We start from the raw sequence: 16,215 nt of genomic DNA on the forward strand, positions 1-16,215 counted from the left end.
ATATAACAACGAGCGGCCTCATGAATCCCTGAACAACCTGACGCCGGCAGAGTACCGGCTGATGGCTGAAACACCGGATATCTCAAAAAGTGCATGGAACTAAAGCCGGGATGCTTACACCTTCTTTATGCCAGTTAAAAAAGCCTGTGATGCGAAGGATGAAGACTTGGCATTTAAACAGCTGAAGGCGACCTTCCAGAAGAAGATCATCCCCTTATTGCAGGAATACTTCTTTGATGACTGGAACAAAATCCGTTTGGTGCTGGCAGATAATCAGAAACAAAACGACAGCCTCCAATTCGTGATGGAGCAAAGCGACGATCTGGAGATTCTTTTTGGTGCCGATCATGGTTTACGGCGCCACGATCAGCAATCAACCGCCTACGAACTGAAAGCGTTTGAGCATGAAGTCTGGGATTTGCCGCAGGCTTACCGTGCGATCTATCAACCTGAAGAAGCCACCCAGGCTGTACAAAATGGGTAAGGTGATCTCTGTTTTTGAGTATGACCTGTTAGGCGTTGAAAAAGAGTCGCTGGTTGGCGCTGTTCCTCTTCCTCCTGAGGTTTTTGATTATTTAGAATCGCTTAGCTTGACTAGTGAGAAAGGAAGCCAGCTGCTTAAGTTCACCTCACGTTCTGGGCGCCGATTGCTACAGGTACAGAATTACGCAGGGATACTCTATACCCCCTATGGCCTGCAACTGGAGATCCTGCCCAAGATAGGCAAAAACCTTACGTTAGAGCAAGCGCGCGAAACGCTACTGATTATGCTAAGTCATCTGTCTGGATTTAGGCATATTCAAACCCAGCAGGCTTCAGTTCATGCGCAACGAATGCCTTTACTGGAGATCTTTATCAACCAGTTTTTGCATAGCGTTAGCCAGCTACTTAAGCAGGGACTGCGGTCAGATTACGTGAAAGAACAGGCTAACTTGCCCTTTATGAAGGGCAAGTTGATGCTGTCAGCGCAGTTACGCCATAACGTAGTGAACCGTCATAAATTCTATCTTGATTACGATGATTATTTACCTGATTGTGCGGCCAATAGGCTATTACATTCTGCACTTTATCAGTTGGGTAACCTGAGCCTGTCCTCTGATAATCAACGTTGGTTACAGGAATTACGTTTTGCTTTTGATGGTATCCCGTCGAGTAGAGATATAAAAGGTGACATATCGAGTTTGCGTTTGGAACGCGGTATGGCTCATTACCACGAGCCTTTGGCGTGGGCGCAGTTGTTATTGCAGGGTATGAGCCCCAGTGCTCTACAGGGTGATGCTAAAGCGTTGTCACTCTTGTTCCCGATGGAGGCGGTATTTGAGTCTTTTGTCGCGTCAACGCTTGCTGACGAATTGCCGGATGGCTTCAAGGTGAAGCCTCAGGCAGCGAGCTATTCGTTGGTTAAACATGGTGAGAGGGACTGTTTTAAGCTGCGCCCAGATTTGTTGATTCAATCACGTCATCCGGTCAGTACCAAAATGGTGCTAGATACCAAATGGAAGCTGATTAATAACAACTCGCAGGAAAAACCTCTCTATGGCATTGCTCAATCCGATCTCTACCAAATGTTTGCCTATGGCCAAAAGTATCTTGGTGGCTCAGGAGATATGTATTTAATTTATCCTGCGCACGATGACTTCAATCACCCAGTCCGACAGCATTTCGCATTTTCAGACACACTCAGGTTATGGGTTGTTCCGTATCAGATCTCTGCAAAGCGTGGGCAGAAAATGATGTGGGGAAAAGATAATCCCTTTATCTAGGATTATCTTTTCAAAAGGCAACACGGGGTGTTTCGGTCCTAAAAGCATTGTATTAATGCTGGCTATTTATATGCAGCCTCTTTCAACTCCAACTTGACCATCAGCTTCTTGTTCACCTCTTTCCCATCCACCCCGCTATGAATCCGGCGATGGCAAGTTGGGCAGATGGCACCCACCCACTGCGGGTGATCGGGGCCTTCGTCGGCCAAGCGTTTGGTGTGGTGGGGCTCAAGGTAGGGGTCACCATTTCTTTTCTTGAATGGTGCCGGTTGGTCGCAGGCTTCGCAGATGCCATTGGCGCGCTTGAGCACGTATTTTTTTACGTCTTCGCTGCGTTTGAACCAAGATTTTTTGCTGTCGCTCTGTTGGCGCTGGCCTGATTGCTTTGAGGACTGCAGTGCCTTCTTGCGTAACTGTTCGAGCGTCTCTGTCTGCGTATCGGCTTCATCGGTTTCTGCTTCTTCTTCAATCGCGTGCAGTGACGAAACTTTGAAAAGATTAAAGGTGATGCCTTGGCGCATGTTATTTTCTAAGTCTAAGCACTGAATATGATCCCAAGAGTCGCACTCAAACATGCCAAGATAGCGGACGCCTTTTTCTTTCTTGTTGTCTTCGAATAGGAAGATGTCTTTGCCGTCTTTTTTATGGTCGCGGATGGATTTATTGCCACGAATAAATTCCATATCGCCTTTTTGGCCTTCCCCCGTATAAGAGAAGCTCCCTTCGGCTGTCCATCCATCTTTATAGCCGTAGGTTTCGCCGCTTTCTCCGGTGAAGATAAAGATTACCGGGAATTCCCGCGGGGTCCAGATACCGCCTTGCAACTGCCCGCCGTAGAGCTCGATAAGCGCTTTGCGTGTGTACAGTTTGCCTTCGGTTAAGTAATCAAAAGGATGCGGCGTTTCGACGATCTCAAAACCGAGATCTTTGAGAAATTGGATGGCTTTTTCTGTTCCGCTATCGGCGTTGATTCCTTTAAACGGATAGCCATGCTGCTCACTGTATGCTCTAGCGGCAATGCCGCGGATGTCGTACTTCTCGCCATTATAATGAAGGGTGTATTTTTTAAATCGTTTTATTTCATGTTGTTTTAAGAATTCATCTCGGCCAAGTTTTTTATATTCTTCGATGGCTTTTAAAACGGATTCTTTTGAAGATAACGCCTCTATTGCAGTTGCCAAAACCACTCCCTCACATTGCCGAGTAGGCTCTGGGCAATGTGCTTGCTGACGGGAGCAGTATGCATCAATACCCAGCAGTTAACTCATCGATTTACCGAATGCGTTAACTATGCCAGGTAGGGAAGGGAATGCCTACCTTGATGAATGTTTTTGTTGTGATATGTCAGTCAGATCTATTGGAAATCGTGGGTGGGAAGGGCGATGAGCATCGCCCTTATTGCCATTTACGTTAGCCGCAGGCTTCCATCTTCCGCAACGCCCGCCCATAGAGGTTACACAGCGCAGGAACCAGATGCGCTGTGGCGTTGAGATAGCGATTCAGTTGCTCCCAGCCTTCGGTATCCAACTGCGGGTGCTTTTGCAGTAAATGGCCGAACAGCATCAGCCCGTGGTACAGACCTTCCGCCTGCTCGGCAGAGAGGGCGGCCAGGTCTAAAAGTTCTGAGGGATTGAAAGCGCTAAGATCGAGGTGGTTAAACAGTTGGCGGTAGAGGGTGAGGGTACTTGTGGTGTTGTCGGTGATGGCGACATTTTCCATGTGTCTTTATCCTTAGTGTGTAGTAAGCGTACTACCACATGAGACGCTAAACCCATGGTGGTAGCCCAAGCGGAGTTAGCGTTACCGGACACGAAGGAAACCGGCGCTTCTTGCGAAGCCCCCACTTGGGCCACCATAATTCTGGATGTTTAAAGCCCCAACATTATATACATAATGCTGCCTTGTGTAAGTGTTCGGAACGCTAACTCCGGCTGCGGATTTTACCGCAGCGAAAAAACTATAGCGTTATCAGTAAAAGGAAAAAATAAGCTGTATGGAATTACAGGTTGTTTACTCATGAGATTGGAATGCCGATCGCAGTTTTTAATTTGTAATTCAGATCAATCAATTTGGAGAATTCATTTTCTAATTGAATTATTAAATGCGTGAATTTAGTTATCATGAAACACATTGAAGTGAATGAATGTAAAAAACATGGTGGGGTATTTATCCTGCGTTCCTAGGGTGCTATTATTCAACCTCTTTGTTAATGCTTGCGGTAGTGAGTTTTTTAAATAATGACAGGGATGCACTACGATGGAAAAGACAGAGGGAGCTTTAAGGCTATTAACCTCCGGCGAGATCGGCCTTGCGAAGTTGGTATTTGGTGGTTCAATTATTTATGGAAAAGTCTGGGTTCATCACGATAGCTATTTCCCCTTTGGCTTGCAAAATCGAAACACTGCGATGTCCCCCAATGGTGAGCTGTACTTTAGAGACTGGTATGTGCCCGATTTCTCAAAGGAAGGTTATAGTCATAAACATCTTTTAATCCATGAGATGGTTCATGTTTGGCAATACCAGCGTGGTATGTGGGTTAAGGCTCGAGGTCTCTACAGTTGGTTGGCGAATTATAGTTATGAACTGGATGGCTCCAAGCTCCTAAAGAACTACGCTATGGAGCAACAGGCTCAGATCGTTGCTGATTATCATTTGTTGACCTCTTCAGGTTATGCTGTTTGGAGAAACCGCTTTGGTAAGGAAGTGACTTACAGCGGTAATGACTATGCCGATGTGAGAAAAGTAAAAGAAAAATATGAGAAAGTGTTAGTCGGTTTTCCTTACAGGTAAGAGGATTGGGTATGAAGGCGAGACTGTTCTGTGCCGTTGTTGGTGTGACTTTGCTAAGCGCCTGTGTAGGCGATCGTCTCGATCAGCGCTATGCGCCAGATATCCCTATCTTTGCCCATGCTAAAGCGAATGGCGATATCTGCATCTCTCCGTCACCAAAGGAAAACGAAAGGCAAGATACGCTCTATCTCACTGGTGATACGGATGAGAAATTGATTGAGGTGGGGAATCAGGATCTTAAAAAGGGTATTTGCGTTACGCAGAACGATTATCCGTTTCGGGAAAATCATATCTACAGCATGAGGCTAAATTTTGTGCCGCTTGATAGGCGCAGAAATCTGCAGGATGTTTCCGGCAGGGCCTTTATCGCTCATTTCAAAGTGACAAAGCTCAACGGCGCTTACGAAATTGAAAATATCACACAGGGCAGCAGGTAACGCCGAGGCAAAATGAAACGGATCTTCCCCCTCACTTTCCCCTTCCTGTTCGCCGGTTGTCCGTCAATAGGCGATCCTATCCCCGTAGATTACCCCGCCACCGCCAACCTGCGTGAGGGCAAAATATGCATCACCATTCAGCCGCAGGGAGACGAAAAGCTCGCGGGCATACCGATTGGATGAGGCGCAGAGCCGCAGATTCAAATTCTTCGATCCGCTGCGTAGCGATTCATCCGCTCCCAGCCTTCGGCATCCGGCTGTAGGTGCTTGTGCAGCAAGTGGCCAAACAGCATCACCCCGTGGCATCGCCCTTCCGCCTATTCGGCAGAGAGGGCGGCCAGGTCTACGAGTTTTGAGGCGTTAACATCGCTGAGATCGAGATGGTTAAAACAGCCGGCAATGCAGTTCTTTTATATAGAATTTTAATGATGGCTATCAGTTTTGCTATATAGCCGACATGCGTAACTCGTCGTAGTCTCTGGAATGTCATCCCGAATGCGAGGTATCACTCATGAAAAGTAAAATTGCTTTAGAAGAACATGTCTCTACCCAGGAAAATAATCGCTTGTGGGATTCAAAAGGCGAAGCGCTGCGAAATGGCCGTAATTATATGGATAATGTTGAAAAACGCCTTTTGGAAACCGAACTGCGCTTAAAGGATATGGATGCTTGTGGCATTCGTCATGCTATTTTGTCACTGACATCGCCGGGGGCGCAGTCGATTCTTGATGCTGCTGCGGCAACTCATTTCGTAACCCGCACCAACGATTATATTGCCGAATATTTTGTTCAGCCTCATCCCGATCGTTTCAGTGCTTTTGCGACGGTGGCGCTACAAAATCCTCAGGCGGCTGCGGATGAACTGGAAAGGGCGGTGCAAAAGCTGGGTATGAAGGGGGCATTGATCAACGGTTATACCAATATGAACGGCATCGAGGAGGGGCGCTATTTGGATGATCCTGCGGTAGAAGTATTTTGGCAGAAAGTGAGTGAACTTAATGTGCCTGTCTATCTGCACCCCAGGGAGCCACTGCCTGCCGCCTGTGGAATTTATCGCGGCTATGAAAGCTTGGTCGGTTCAGCCTGGGGTTTTGCAACGGAAACCGCAGTACACGCGATTCGTCTGATGATGAGTGGATTATTCGATCGCTATCCGAATATTACCATTATCCTTGGGCATCTTGGGGAGGGGCTGACATTTATGTTACCGCGCACGGCTCATCGTCTGGAAAAACAGTTTGAGGGCATCGGTCTGGGAATCAACCAGCACCCCTTAACGGATTACCTGACGAATAATTTCTACGTCACGACGAGTGGTCACTTCACGACCAGTGCCCTGCATAACGCCATTGAAGTGATGGGAAAGGATCGGGTCATGTTTTCTGTTGATTATCCTTATGAGGATATGTGCCAGGCGGCTGATTGGTTCGATCCATTAATCCTGGACGCCGATGTTAAACAGAGTATTGCGTACGGTAATGCCCGTCGAGTCTTCACCCTGCCTGAGTGAGTTGAGCTAATTGTTGGCGTAGCCAGATCAGACCCGGGTCGTGATGATATCTCTGGTGCCATACCTGGCGAATGGTGAAAGAAGGGCAGTGCATGGGTAATGGCCAGGCAACACATGAAAATGCCGCCGCACACCAGGTGGCAACTTGTCCGGGAACCGTCGCCAGCAACTCAGTACTGGCTACAATGTTTCCCACGCCCAAGAAGCTAGGGAGCAGCATTTTAGTGCGCAGTTGAATGCCACTGCGTGCCAGGTAGCGTTCCATCTCTGCATGCCCGGTACCGTCCCACTGCACCATGACCTGTTGTTCTTTAAGCCATGACGCCAGTGTTGGTGCTTGTCTGATTCGCGGATGTGTCGTGCTGCTCAGACAAACATAGTGTTCATCAAACAGCCTCTGTTGGTAAAAACTTTCCGGAATATCGGTTAGATAACCGATTACAAGGTTTACGTCGCCGGACTCTAGCGCAGAGTAAATATTGTCATCAATATGCCTGATGGCAAATTTAATTTGGGTGGCCCCCTGGCGTTTACATATATCAAGCAGGCGGGGAACCAGAGCAATTTGGCTTATATCAGCCATTGCGATGGTAAAGCTTCGCTGACTGGTGCGGGGATCGAAAGGCAATGAGCTAATGAGCTGATTATCCAGCAGATCTAAAATCGTAGATATGGTGGAAAATGCTTGCTGCGCACCTGGTGTGGGCGCCATCTTTTGTCCGACCCTGACAAACAGCGTGTCGTTAAACTCTTCCCGCAAGCGCTTAAGCAGCAGGCTACCCGAAGGTTGGCTCAGATCTAACTGATCGGCAGCCGAAGAGACATTGCCGCTCAGATAGAGAGCACGAAAGAAATAGAGCATTTTCAAATCCAGTTCTTTACGCATGGTTTATCTAGTCACCTTATTTATTCGTGAAAAAACGGCGCGTTGTCTCAAGCGGTAGTTGCCAAAAAATATTTCTTAATTGAAATAGGTGGCCTGCGTTGCTGGGTATATTAGCGTAATGCATCACTACCGCCGCCGTTTACCTTCACTTTTGAGAAATAGATAATATTACCTGGGCTTGCTGAGCGATTATCCTCATTTCAGAATATACGAGCAGGTGTCGTTCTATTACACCAGGTTGTTATTTTAACATCTTAAGAAGCACAGTATGCCTTGCATAGGGAGGGGCTATGGGTTGCGTAAAAAAGAGGATTATGTAGCCTCGTTTTAAAATTATTCTCTATTTTAAAATGGATAATGACTAGTATCGGCGCGTTCTTCAGTGCTATTCGCTATCATGCGAATAAATAATCACCGAAGGGGGGGATACGTGCTGCTTGCGGTGGCCCGCTAAAACTGGCCGCCACTTGAGCGTTTTTTGCTAGGTGGTAACGAAAGGCAGAGCAAAAGCGGGAACGGCTCAAACGCAGGCAAGTCGTTGGAGCCCACCCACAGGCCCCAACAGTCAAACCCTGCTTACCCCAACCCCCCAATCCGCTCCCGAATCTCCTCCTCCGGCAGATCCACACCGATAAACACCAACGTGCTCTTGCGCTCTTCCTCAGGCAGCCATTCCCGATCCCAGTCGGCGTTATACAGCCGCTGCACGCCCTGGAACAGCAGGCGGCGCGGTTCGTCTTCGATAGACAGAATGCCTTTGTAGCGCAGCAGGTTGTCGGCGTATTCCAGCAGCAGGCCTTCCATCACGTCGGAGATTTGCATCAGCGGCAGCGGGCGTTCCAGCGTCACGACAATTGAGCGGATGTCGCTCTGCGGCTGCGGGATGCGGCGGAACAGCGGGGTGGCAGGCGTCAGGTTAAGCTTGTCGTTCAGCGTGAAGCCTTCGATGTCGAACAGCACGCTCAGATCGATATCGCCGTGCGTCACCTTGTAGACCGGCGCGCGGGCGTTCATCCGCTGCAGCCGCTGGATCAGCGCCTCGCAGTCCGGCGCCACGTCGGTTTTGGTCAGCAGGATGCGGTCGGCGTAGCCCACCTGCGCCTGGGCGATGCTGAACTGGCTCAGCTGTTGGTCGGCGTGCGCCGCGTCCACCAGGGTGATGATGCCGTCCAGCAGGAAGCGCTCGCACAGGATCTCGTGCGAGAAAAAGGTCTGGGTAATCGGGCCGGGATCGGCCATGCCGGTGCATTCGATGATCAGCCGATCGAACGCCAGCTGGCCGCTATCGACGCCGTCCAGCAGATCCAGCAGCGCGTCCGCCAGTTCGTTGGACTTGCTGCAGCAGATGCAGCCGTTGCTCAGGGTGGTAATGCGGCTGGCGCGATCGCCGATCAGCGCGTCGTCGATCGGCACTTCGCCGAACTCGTTCTCGATGACCGCGATCTTATAGCCGTGGTCGACGTTCAGGATGTGGCGCAGCAGGGTGGTTTTGCCGGCGCCCAAAAAGCCGGTCAGGATGGTGACTGCGATGGGTTTCATACGGATCCTTGTGACTGCGGGTTAACAGCAGCGCATGCCGCCTTTGCCGTCGCCGCCGTAGCGCGCTTGTTGACGCTCGCGGAAAAATTCTTTATAGGTCATCACCGGCTTGTCCGGGTGGTTGTCTTTCATGTGCTGGACGTAGGTATCGTAGTCAGGCACGCCCACCAACATGCGCGCCGCCTGCCCGAGATACTTCCCCGCCTGGCCGAGATTTCCGAACATAAGCCTTCTCCAACTCTACCCTGCATCACTACAGCGCTTGCTTTAGCCTGATATTAGGGGAAGCCGGGGGATGGGGTTCCCGCAGGGATGCCCCACCTCCGGGTCGCCCCGGGTATCTCGATTGCATCGCGCCGCACGCCTGACATCTTGCGATGCACAGGCCGTGCGGCTTTGGGTACTACTTAACGTTATTATGCAGGGTATCCGTTAAATCACATCAATGCTGGGTCGAAACTTTGACCTCCCCCTCAGTTACGCCGTCGGTGGGCGCGGCCTGCGGCACCGGCACGTAAGGCGTTTCCTGGTCGGTGCGTTTCGGGTTCTTGTGCGCCGCCATCGCGGTTTTCACCCCGTAGAAGATGATGCTGTACACCACCAGCAGGAACAGAATGCTCAGCCCGGCGTTGGTGTAGTTGTTCACCACGATGTGGTTCATGTTGGCGATCTGCTGGGCGCTCAGCTCGGCGCCGCCCTCGGCGATTTTGCGTTTGTACTCGCCGGCCAGGAAGAAGAAGCCTTCCAGCTGCGGGTTGTCGCTGAACAGCTTCAGGCCCAGCGCGTAGGTGGTGCAGATCAGCAGCCACACCGCCGGCAGCACGGTCACCCAGATGTATTGCGCGCGCTTCATCTTAATCAGCACCACGGTGCCCAGCACCAGCGCCACGGCGGCCAGCATCTGGTTGGAGATGCCAAACAGCGGCCACAGGCTCTTCACGCCGCCGAGCGGATCCACCACGCCCTGATACAGCAGGTAGCCCCACAGCCCGACGCAGCCGGCGGTGCCGATGATGCCGGCCACCAGCGAGTCGGTTTTCTTCAGGAACGGCACGAAGTTGCCGAGCAGATCCTGCAGCATAAAGCGGCCGGAGCGGGTGCCGGCGTCCAGCGCGGTCAGGATGAACAGCGCCTCGAACAGAATGCCGAAGTGATACCAGAAGCCCATGTTGGCGCCCGGAATGATCTGGTGGAACACGTGGGCGATGCCCACCGCCAGCGTTGGCGCGCCGCCGGCGCGGTTCAGCACCGAAGGTTCGCCGATGTCGGTGGCGGTCTGCAGGATCTGTTCCGGGCTGATGACGAAGCCCCAGGAGCTGACCGCCGCCGCCGCGTGCACGGTCACGTCCTTCAGCGAAGCCATGATCATCGGCGCGTCTTCGGTGCCCAGGCGGTGCAGATCCGGCATGGTGATGCCCAGCGCCGCCGGCGGGGTGTTCATGGCGAAGTACAGGCCCGGCTCGATGATGGAAGCCGCCACCAGCGCCATGATGGCGACGAAGGACTCCATCAGCATCGCGCCGTAGCCGATAAAGCGCGCGTCGGTCTCATTGGCCAGCAGCTTCGGCGTGGTGCCGGAGGCGATCAGCGCGTGGAAGCCGGAGACCGCGCCGCAGGCGATGGTGATGAACAGGAACGGGAACAGCGTGCCTTTCCACACCGGGCCGGTGCCGTCGACGAACTGGGTCACCGCCGGCATTTTCAGCTCAGGGTTGAGGATCACGATGCCGATCGCCAGCCCGACGATCACGCCGATTTTCAGGAAGGTGGCCAGGTAGTCGCGCGGCGCCAGGATCAGCCACACCGGCAGCAGAGCGGAGACGAACGCGTAGCCGATCAGCGTGAAGGTGATGGTGGTGTCTTTAAAGGTCAGCGCCGGGCCCCAGTACGGGTCGTGCGCCACCACGCCGCCGAACCAGATGGCGGCCACCAGCAGCACGATGCCGATGATTGACACTTCACCCACGCGGCCGGGGCGCAGGTAGCGCATGTAGATGCCCATAAACAGCGCGATCGGCACGGTGGAGCAGACGGTGAACACGCCCCACGGGCTTTCCGCCAGCGCTTTCACCACGATCAGCGCCAGCACCGCCAGGATGATGATCATGATCAGGAAGCAGCCGAACAGCGCGATGGTGCCCGGTATCGGCCCCATCTCTTTTTTGATGATCTCACCGAGCGAGGCGCCGTTGCGGCGCGAGGAGATGAACAGCACCATAAAGTCCTGCACCGCCCCCGCCAGCACTACGCCGCCCAGCAGCCACAGCGTGCCGGGCAGGTAGCCGACCTGCGCGGCCAGCACCGGCCCCACCAGCGGCCCGGCGCCGGCGATGGCGGCGAAGTGGTGGCCGAACAGCACGTTCTTGTTGGTCGGCACGTAGTTGAGGCCGTCGTTGTTGACCACCGCCGGGGTGGCGCGGCCGGCGTCCAGCTTCATCACCCTGGTGGCGATGTACAGGCTGTAGTAGCGGTAGGCCACCAGATACACTGCCACCGAAGCGACGACGATCCACAGCGCGCTGATGTGTTCGCCGCGGCGCAGCGCCACCACGCCGAGGCAGGCTGCGCCGAGTATCCCCAGCAGCATCCACGGAATGTGCTTTAAAATCCCCTCTCGTTTCATGAGGTATCCTTAATTCCAGTCTGCAAAATATGAATGAACTCATCCGCTTGTAAGAGATGTCAGAGTGGCGCGGCGAGCCGTAGCGTCTTTCCCGAGGTAAGGCGGGTTTAGGAACAGCTCATCATCGCCGGGGGTTAGGGGGGAAGACAGGCGTATTTCGGTCAGCGGTCAGATCCGCCGGGTGAACGGTTGGATTGGCGGGGTGAGCGGTTTGTTGCATAACCAACAGCCGCCCGTCAGCCGCTGTTGCCAATGCAGCACCCGCCCGTACCCGTCGGCTTTAAACTCCCGGTTTTTCAGCCAGATGCCTTAACGTGGCGGTTGGCACGCATCCTGCTATCGGTTTTATAACCAAAACAAGGTTTTCAATATTTGGAAATCAATAATGGTTATATGCGCGCCGCATAACGGCGCCGACGGTCAGAGGGAGAGAAGCATGTCAGCAGCAAACCACTCGCAGCAGCCGATTCAGTTCGCCTACTGGGTGCCGAACGTTTCCGGCGGCCTGGTGATCAGCAATATCCCGCAGCGCACCGGTTGGGACATCGGTTATAACCGCAAGCTGGCGCAGATCGCCGAGCGCGCCGGTTTCGACTACGCGCTTACCCAGATCCGCTTCACCGCCGGTTACGGCGCGGAGAACCAGCACGAATCGGTGTCGTTCTCACAGGCTCTGCTGGACGCCACCGAAAAGCTGAAAGTGATCGCCGCACTGCTGCCGGGGCCGTGGAACCCCACGCTGGCGGCCAAACAGATCGCCACCATCAGCCATCTTTCCAACGCGCGCATCGCGGTGAACATTGTCAGCGGCTGGTTCCGCGGCGAGTTCAAGGCCATCGGCGAGCCGTGGCTGGATCATGAGGAGCGCTACCTGCGCTCGGAAGAGTTTATCCGCTGCCTGCGCGGCATCTGGACTGAGCCCAGCTTCACCTTCGCCGGCGATTTCTACCGTTTCCGCGACTACTCGCTGAAGCCGAAGCCGCTGGCGCCGTTGCCGGAAATTTTCCAGGGTGGCAGCTCACGCGCGGCGCGCGACATGGCGGCGCGGGTCTCGGACTGGTATTTCACCAACGGCAACAGCGTGGAGGGCATTCGCCGGCAGGTGGAGGACATCCAGAGCAAGGCGCAGGCCAATCACCATCGGGTGAAGGTGGGGGTGAACGGTTTTGTCATCGCCCGCGAAAGCGAACAGGCGGCGCAGGCGGTGCTGCAGGAGATCATCGATCACGCCAACCCGGAGGCGGTGCAGGGTTTCGGGCACGAGGTGAAAAACGCCGGGGCGGCCTCGCCCGAGGGCGAGGGCAACTGGGCCAAGTCCACCTTCGAAGATTTGGTGCAGTATAACGACGGCTTTAAAACCAACCTGATCGGCACGCCGCAGCAGATCGCCGAGCGCATCATCGCGTTGAAAGACGCCGGGGTGGATCTGCTGTTGCTGGCGTTTCTGCACTTCCAGGAAGAGGTGGAGTACTTCGGCCGCGAAGTGATCCCGCTGGTGCGCGAACTGGAGCGCCAGCGGGCGGCGGCCTGAGCGTTCAACCCGTTTGCAGGGTTTGCAGCAGGTGGATAAAGGCGGCGCTGAGCGGCGGCGTGGCCGGCTCATGGCGGGTAAAGACATAAAAGCGCGCGCTGATGTCGATCCCCTGCGTCGGGATTTTCTGCAGGTGCAGCTGCGGGGCGTAGTGCGCGACGACCCGATCGCTCAGCAGCGCGATATAGCCCTGTTGCCTGACCAGGCACCAGGTCGCCAGAAAGGAGTCGGTCTCGACGATCTGGCCGTGCGGCGTGTAACGCTCGGCGATCTCGCGGATGGCGGCGTGCCCCACCGAGCAGGATCGCGGCACCACCCATTTGGCTTCGGCCGGCGGCTGCCCGGCGGCGGTCAGGTCGCCCCCTTGATAGAGCGAGAAGCGCTCGCTCTTCAGCGCCTGCATGGCCAGATCGGCGCCGCCCGCCGCGCCGTTCAGGCTGCTGACCGCCAAATCCAGCTCGCAGTTTCTCAGCCGGGCGAGCAGGCCTTCCGGGCCGTCTTCCACCACCGTCACCCGGGTATGCGGGTAGCGGCGGTTGAAGCCTTCGAGCACCTGGGGCAGGTAGCACAGCAGCGGATCGACGCTCATCCCCACCCGCAGGCGCTTCTCGCCGCCGGCGCTCATGCCGCGCAGCTCGTCAAACGCGCTGAGCAACTGATTGGTGGCGGCGTCTATCCGCCGGTAAAACAGCTCGCCGACCGCCGTCAGGCGCACGCCGCGGTTGCTGCGCTCCAGCAACCGCGCGCCGATGGACATTTCCAGCTCTTTGAGCACCCGGCTTAGCGTCGGTTGCGAGACGGCCAGTTTTTTCGCGGCATCGTGCAAACTTCCGCAGTGAACGATGTCTTTGAACATCGTCAGATGAGCCAGTTTCGGCATGGTTTTCATGGTGGATCTCCCTGGAAGTGAACGGCATTAGCCGGAGCCGGCGATGCGGCTGTAATAGGCCTGTTTCATCATGCTGTCGTTCAGCAGTTTATTGATGGTCTGGTCGAGCACCGGCGTGGTGACGGAGGCCGGCATCAGCGTGGCGGTGATCTCCACGTCGTCGTCGCCAAAGGGTTCGATATCCAGATGCGAGATAAAGCAGTTTTCTCCTTGCAGCACCTGTTTGAATTTGGCCAGCGCTTCACGCTGTTCATGCTCGAAGGCAATGACGCAAATCTGGTAGGTGGATTCGCCGTTAACGTCATTGAAGGGCTGTTTGTTGACCATATTGACCAGCGGGCGCAGCAGGGTGTTGGCGGCGAGCACGAACAGCGTGGCGGCCAGCGCATCGCCGTACAGGCCGCAGCCGGCGCAGGCGCCGACCGCTGCGGAGCCCCAGAGCGTGGCGGCGGTGTTCAGGCCGCGGATGTTCATCCCTTCTTTCATGATGGCCCCGGCGCCGAGAAAGCCGACGCCGGAGACCACGTAGGAGATGACGCGCACCGCGCCGCCGCTGCCGTCGATGGTCATGGCCAGGTGGACGAAGATCGCCGCGCTGGTGGCCACCAGCGTATTGGTGCGCAGCCCGGCGGTGCGCTGGCGGAATTGTCTTTCGTAGCCGATGGCGGCGCCCAGGACGGACGCGGTCAGCAGCGTCAGCAGTGTATGAATGAAATGCATGATAATAACTCGATGTATTATCCGCTTATCATGAGCCACCCGTGGCGGGGTGACTCTTGATAAACAGGTAGTTAAGTTGGCGGGATCCGTCCCGCCAGGCCAGGGCGGCGCTCAGTGCGCGGCGGCGATCTGCCGGCTGAGCGTCTCGCTGATTTTGTCCGTCAGCGGCTGCATCCCCTCGCGGGTGCGCGTCTCGCGGCGCTGCGCGATGTGATAGCAGCCGTCGAGGGTGCCGGCGCCCAGCAGGAGGATGCGATCAGACATCATCACCGCTTCCTCTACGCTGTGGGTCACCAGCACGATGGAGCGGGTTTTGATCTGGCGCGTGCTCCAGATGCGCAGCAGATCGCTGCGCAGGTGTTCGCCGGTATAGACGTCCAGCGCGGAAAACGGCTCATCCAGCAACAGCAGCATCGGTTCTACCGCCAGCGCGCGCGCAAAGCCGACCCGTTGGCGCATGCCGCCGGAAAGCTCGCGCGGGTAGGCGTCGCGGTAGGGCGCGAGCCCGACCAGATCGAGCATTTTCAGCGTCTGGGTTTCGACCACCTGCGGCGGCAGATCCTGCGCCTGCAGCCCGAAGGCGATATTTTGGTAGACGTTCAGCCACGGGAAAATGGCGAAGGTCTGGAACACCATGTTGATCTGCGGATTCGGCCCCGAGACTTTTTTATCCCCCAGCATCACGGTGCCCAGATCCGGCGCGATCAGGCCGGAAAGTATGCGCAGCAGGGTGGACTTGCCCGAGCCGGACTGCCCCAAAATGCTGACGACCTCGTTATCGTAGAGGCGCAGGTTGATTTCATTCAGCACCAGGCGTTTTTCTTTACCGGTAGGCTGAACGCTTTTGCTGACGTTATTAACCGTCAGCAACGTGGTTTTTTTTACCATCATGATGTTTCTCCACTCAATTAAAAATATGAGCATGGAAAAATGGCCGATAGTTATCGCCGCGCAGGGGTAAAATAAATGCGAGCGCAAATAAGCCTGAGCGTTATCGGACTGTTAATAAGCGTATGCTGGAAGGATTAGCCTGTCAGGCGCGCCGGAGCGGCGTGCGCGGAGGCCATGCGCTGAAGGGGTAAAGCGAAGGGATGTGGTAACTGACGCATATCCTGACACTTTCAGGATGCAATGGGATGACTATTGCTCCTGTGACCTCAGCGATTCCAACAATAAAATAAACAACCAACTGTCGCCGTCCATATCATTTCCCCGTTATTTTTCGTGTGGCCATAATACGCGTGATATTGCCTGTGATTCAATGTGGTTAGGCGGAATTATCGCGGCAAAATGTAATTTAATATGAATACGGGAAAGTTTTTCTTTATTTATTAAACGGGGCGTCAACGAAAATCATGAGAATGAATATAGGCGCTATTTTATGGAAATATAAACCTGAATTAAACGAGAGAATAACAGGGCGGGCGCAAGACAAATAATGAACCGGCCGCAGCGCGCGCTGCGCCCGGTATCGGGTCAGAACTGATACATGATGCCGGTTTCGACAATGTCGTCGGCGCCGGCGCC

General features: G+C 54.6%; 15 protein-coding genes and 2 pseudogenes. 7 read left to right on the plus strand and 10 right to left on the minus strand.

Annotated features, from left to right (window positions below; genetic code table 11):
* From ACJ8PE_RS24800 to ACJ8PE_RS24810, 3 genes and pseudogenes are all read left to right on the plus strand, one after another.
* Positions 1-103: pseudogene (locus tag ACJ8PE_RS24800) on the plus strand (integrase); the annotation flags it as partial.
* A 12-nt stretch (positions 104-115) separates the two neighbouring features.
* Positions 116-484, plus strand: a pseudogene (locus ACJ8PE_RS24805) (restriction endonuclease); the annotation flags it as partial.
* The gene (locus ACJ8PE_RS24810) at positions 477-1,763 is read left to right on the plus strand and encodes an McrC family protein (protein WP_197793865.1); all 1,287 of its coding nucleotides are present in this window, start codon (positions 477-479) and stop codon (positions 1,761-1,763) included. The pseudogene ACJ8PE_RS24805 and the gene ACJ8PE_RS24810, both read left to right, overlap by 8 nt.
* A 62-nt stretch (positions 1,764-1,825) precedes the next feature.
* On the opposite strand, the gene ACJ8PE_RS24815 is transcribed toward ACJ8PE_RS24810, so the two are convergent.
* From ACJ8PE_RS24815 to ACJ8PE_RS24825, 3 genes are all read right to left on the minus strand, one after another.
* Positions 1,826-2,944 (minus strand): HNH endonuclease, encoded by a 1,119-nt coding sequence (locus ACJ8PE_RS24815; RefSeq protein WP_197793866.1) that lies wholly within the window; start codon positions 2,942-2,944, stop codon positions 1,826-1,828.
* A 229-nt stretch (positions 2,945-3,173) separates the two neighbouring features.
* Positions 3,174-3,482 (minus strand): hypothetical protein, encoded by a 309-nt coding sequence (locus tag ACJ8PE_RS24820; RefSeq protein ID WP_197793867.1) that lies wholly within the window; start codon positions 3,480-3,482, stop codon positions 3,174-3,176.
* On the minus strand, positions 3,377-3,619 hold the full coding sequence (locus ACJ8PE_RS24825; RefSeq protein WP_072268986.1) for an ash family protein: 243 nt from the start codon (positions 3,617-3,619) through the stop codon (positions 3,377-3,379). Before ACJ8PE_RS24825 ends, ACJ8PE_RS24820 begins: the two co-directional genes overlap by 106 nt.
* A 400-nt stretch (positions 3,620-4,019) precedes the next feature.
* Between ACJ8PE_RS24825 and ACJ8PE_RS24830 the strand changes: the two genes are divergently transcribed.
* The 3 genes from ACJ8PE_RS24830 (at position 4,020) to ACJ8PE_RS24840 (ending at position 6,500) form a co-directional block, all read left to right on the plus strand.
* Positions 4,020-4,553 (plus strand): hypothetical protein, encoded by a 534-nt coding sequence (locus ACJ8PE_RS24830; protein ID WP_060438145.1) that lies wholly within the window; start codon positions 4,020-4,022, stop codon positions 4,551-4,553.
* A gap of 11 nt (positions 4,554-4,564) precedes the next feature.
* The gene (locus ACJ8PE_RS24835; RefSeq protein ID WP_197760283.1) at positions 4,565-4,990 is read left to right on the plus strand and encodes a putative T6SS immunity periplasmic lipoprotein; all 426 of its coding nucleotides are present in this window, start codon (positions 4,565-4,567) and stop codon (positions 4,988-4,990) included.
* Between the two features lie 511 nt (positions 4,991-5,501).
* Complete coding sequence (locus ACJ8PE_RS24840) at positions 5,502-6,500, plus strand: amidohydrolase family protein (RefSeq protein WP_197760282.1); 999 nt, start codon at positions 5,502-5,504, stop codon at positions 6,498-6,500.
* Here the strand turns inward: ACJ8PE_RS24840 and ACJ8PE_RS24845 are convergent.
* From ACJ8PE_RS24845 to ACJ8PE_RS24860, 4 genes are all read right to left on the minus strand, one after another.
* Positions 6,484-7,386 (minus strand): LysR family transcriptional regulator, encoded by a 903-nt coding sequence (locus ACJ8PE_RS24845; RefSeq protein WP_060438142.1) that lies wholly within the window; start codon positions 7,384-7,386, stop codon positions 6,484-6,486. The two genes, ACJ8PE_RS24840 and ACJ8PE_RS24845, sit on opposite strands and share 17 nt — an antisense overlap.
* A 576-nt stretch (positions 7,387-7,962) precedes the next feature.
* Positions 7,963-8,925, minus strand: a complete 963-nt coding sequence (gene yjiA / locus ACJ8PE_RS24850; RefSeq protein WP_197793868.1) for a GTPase — start codon at positions 8,923-8,925, stop codon at positions 7,963-7,965.
* Positions 8,926-8,946: 21 nt separating this feature from the next.
* A complete protein-coding gene (locus ACJ8PE_RS24855) occupies positions 8,947-9,150 on the minus strand; it encodes a YbdD/YjiX family protein (protein ID WP_004953088.1) in 204 nt (67 codons plus the stop codon).
* A 217-nt stretch (positions 9,151-9,367) separates the two neighbouring features.
* The gene (locus ACJ8PE_RS24860; RefSeq protein ID WP_072626654.1) at positions 9,368-11,548 is read right to left on the minus strand and encodes a carbon starvation CstA family protein; all 2,181 of its coding nucleotides are present in this window, start codon (positions 11,546-11,548) and stop codon (positions 9,368-9,370) included.
* Positions 11,549-11,984: 436 nt separating this feature from the next.
* On the opposite strand from ACJ8PE_RS24860, the gene sfnG reads away from it, so the two are divergent.
* Positions 11,985-13,079 carry a dimethylsulfone monooxygenase SfnG gene (gene sfnG, locus ACJ8PE_RS24865; RefSeq protein WP_025305137.1) on the plus strand — a complete coding sequence of 365 codons (1,095 nt, stop codon included), beginning with the start codon at positions 11,985-11,987 and terminating at the stop codon, positions 13,077-13,079.
* A gap of 4 nt (positions 13,080-13,083) precedes the next feature.
* On the opposite strand, the gene ACJ8PE_RS24870 is transcribed toward sfnG, so the two are convergent.
* From ACJ8PE_RS24870 to ACJ8PE_RS24880, 3 genes are all read right to left on the minus strand, one after another.
* The gene (locus tag ACJ8PE_RS24870) at positions 13,084-13,968 is read right to left on the minus strand and encodes a LysR family transcriptional regulator (RefSeq protein ID WP_033641720.1); all 885 of its coding nucleotides are present in this window, start codon (positions 13,966-13,968) and stop codon (positions 13,084-13,086) included.
* Positions 13,969-13,995: 27 nt separating this feature from the next.
* Positions 13,996-14,688, minus strand: a complete 693-nt coding sequence (locus tag ACJ8PE_RS24875; protein ID WP_019453282.1) for an MgtC/SapB family protein — start codon at positions 14,686-14,688, stop codon at positions 13,996-13,998.
* Between the two features lie 111 nt (positions 14,689-14,799).
* Complete coding sequence (locus tag ACJ8PE_RS24880; RefSeq protein WP_033641721.1) at positions 14,800-15,579, minus strand: ABC transporter ATP-binding protein; 780 nt, start codon at positions 15,577-15,579, stop codon at positions 14,800-14,802.
* Positions 15,580-16,215: the final 636 nt, after the last annotated feature.

Origin of the sequence: Serratia sp. CY74737, from assembly GCF_052166775.1 — a bacterium.
GTDB lineage: Bacteria > Pseudomonadota > Gammaproteobacteria > Enterobacterales > Enterobacteriaceae > Serratia > Serratia ureilytica.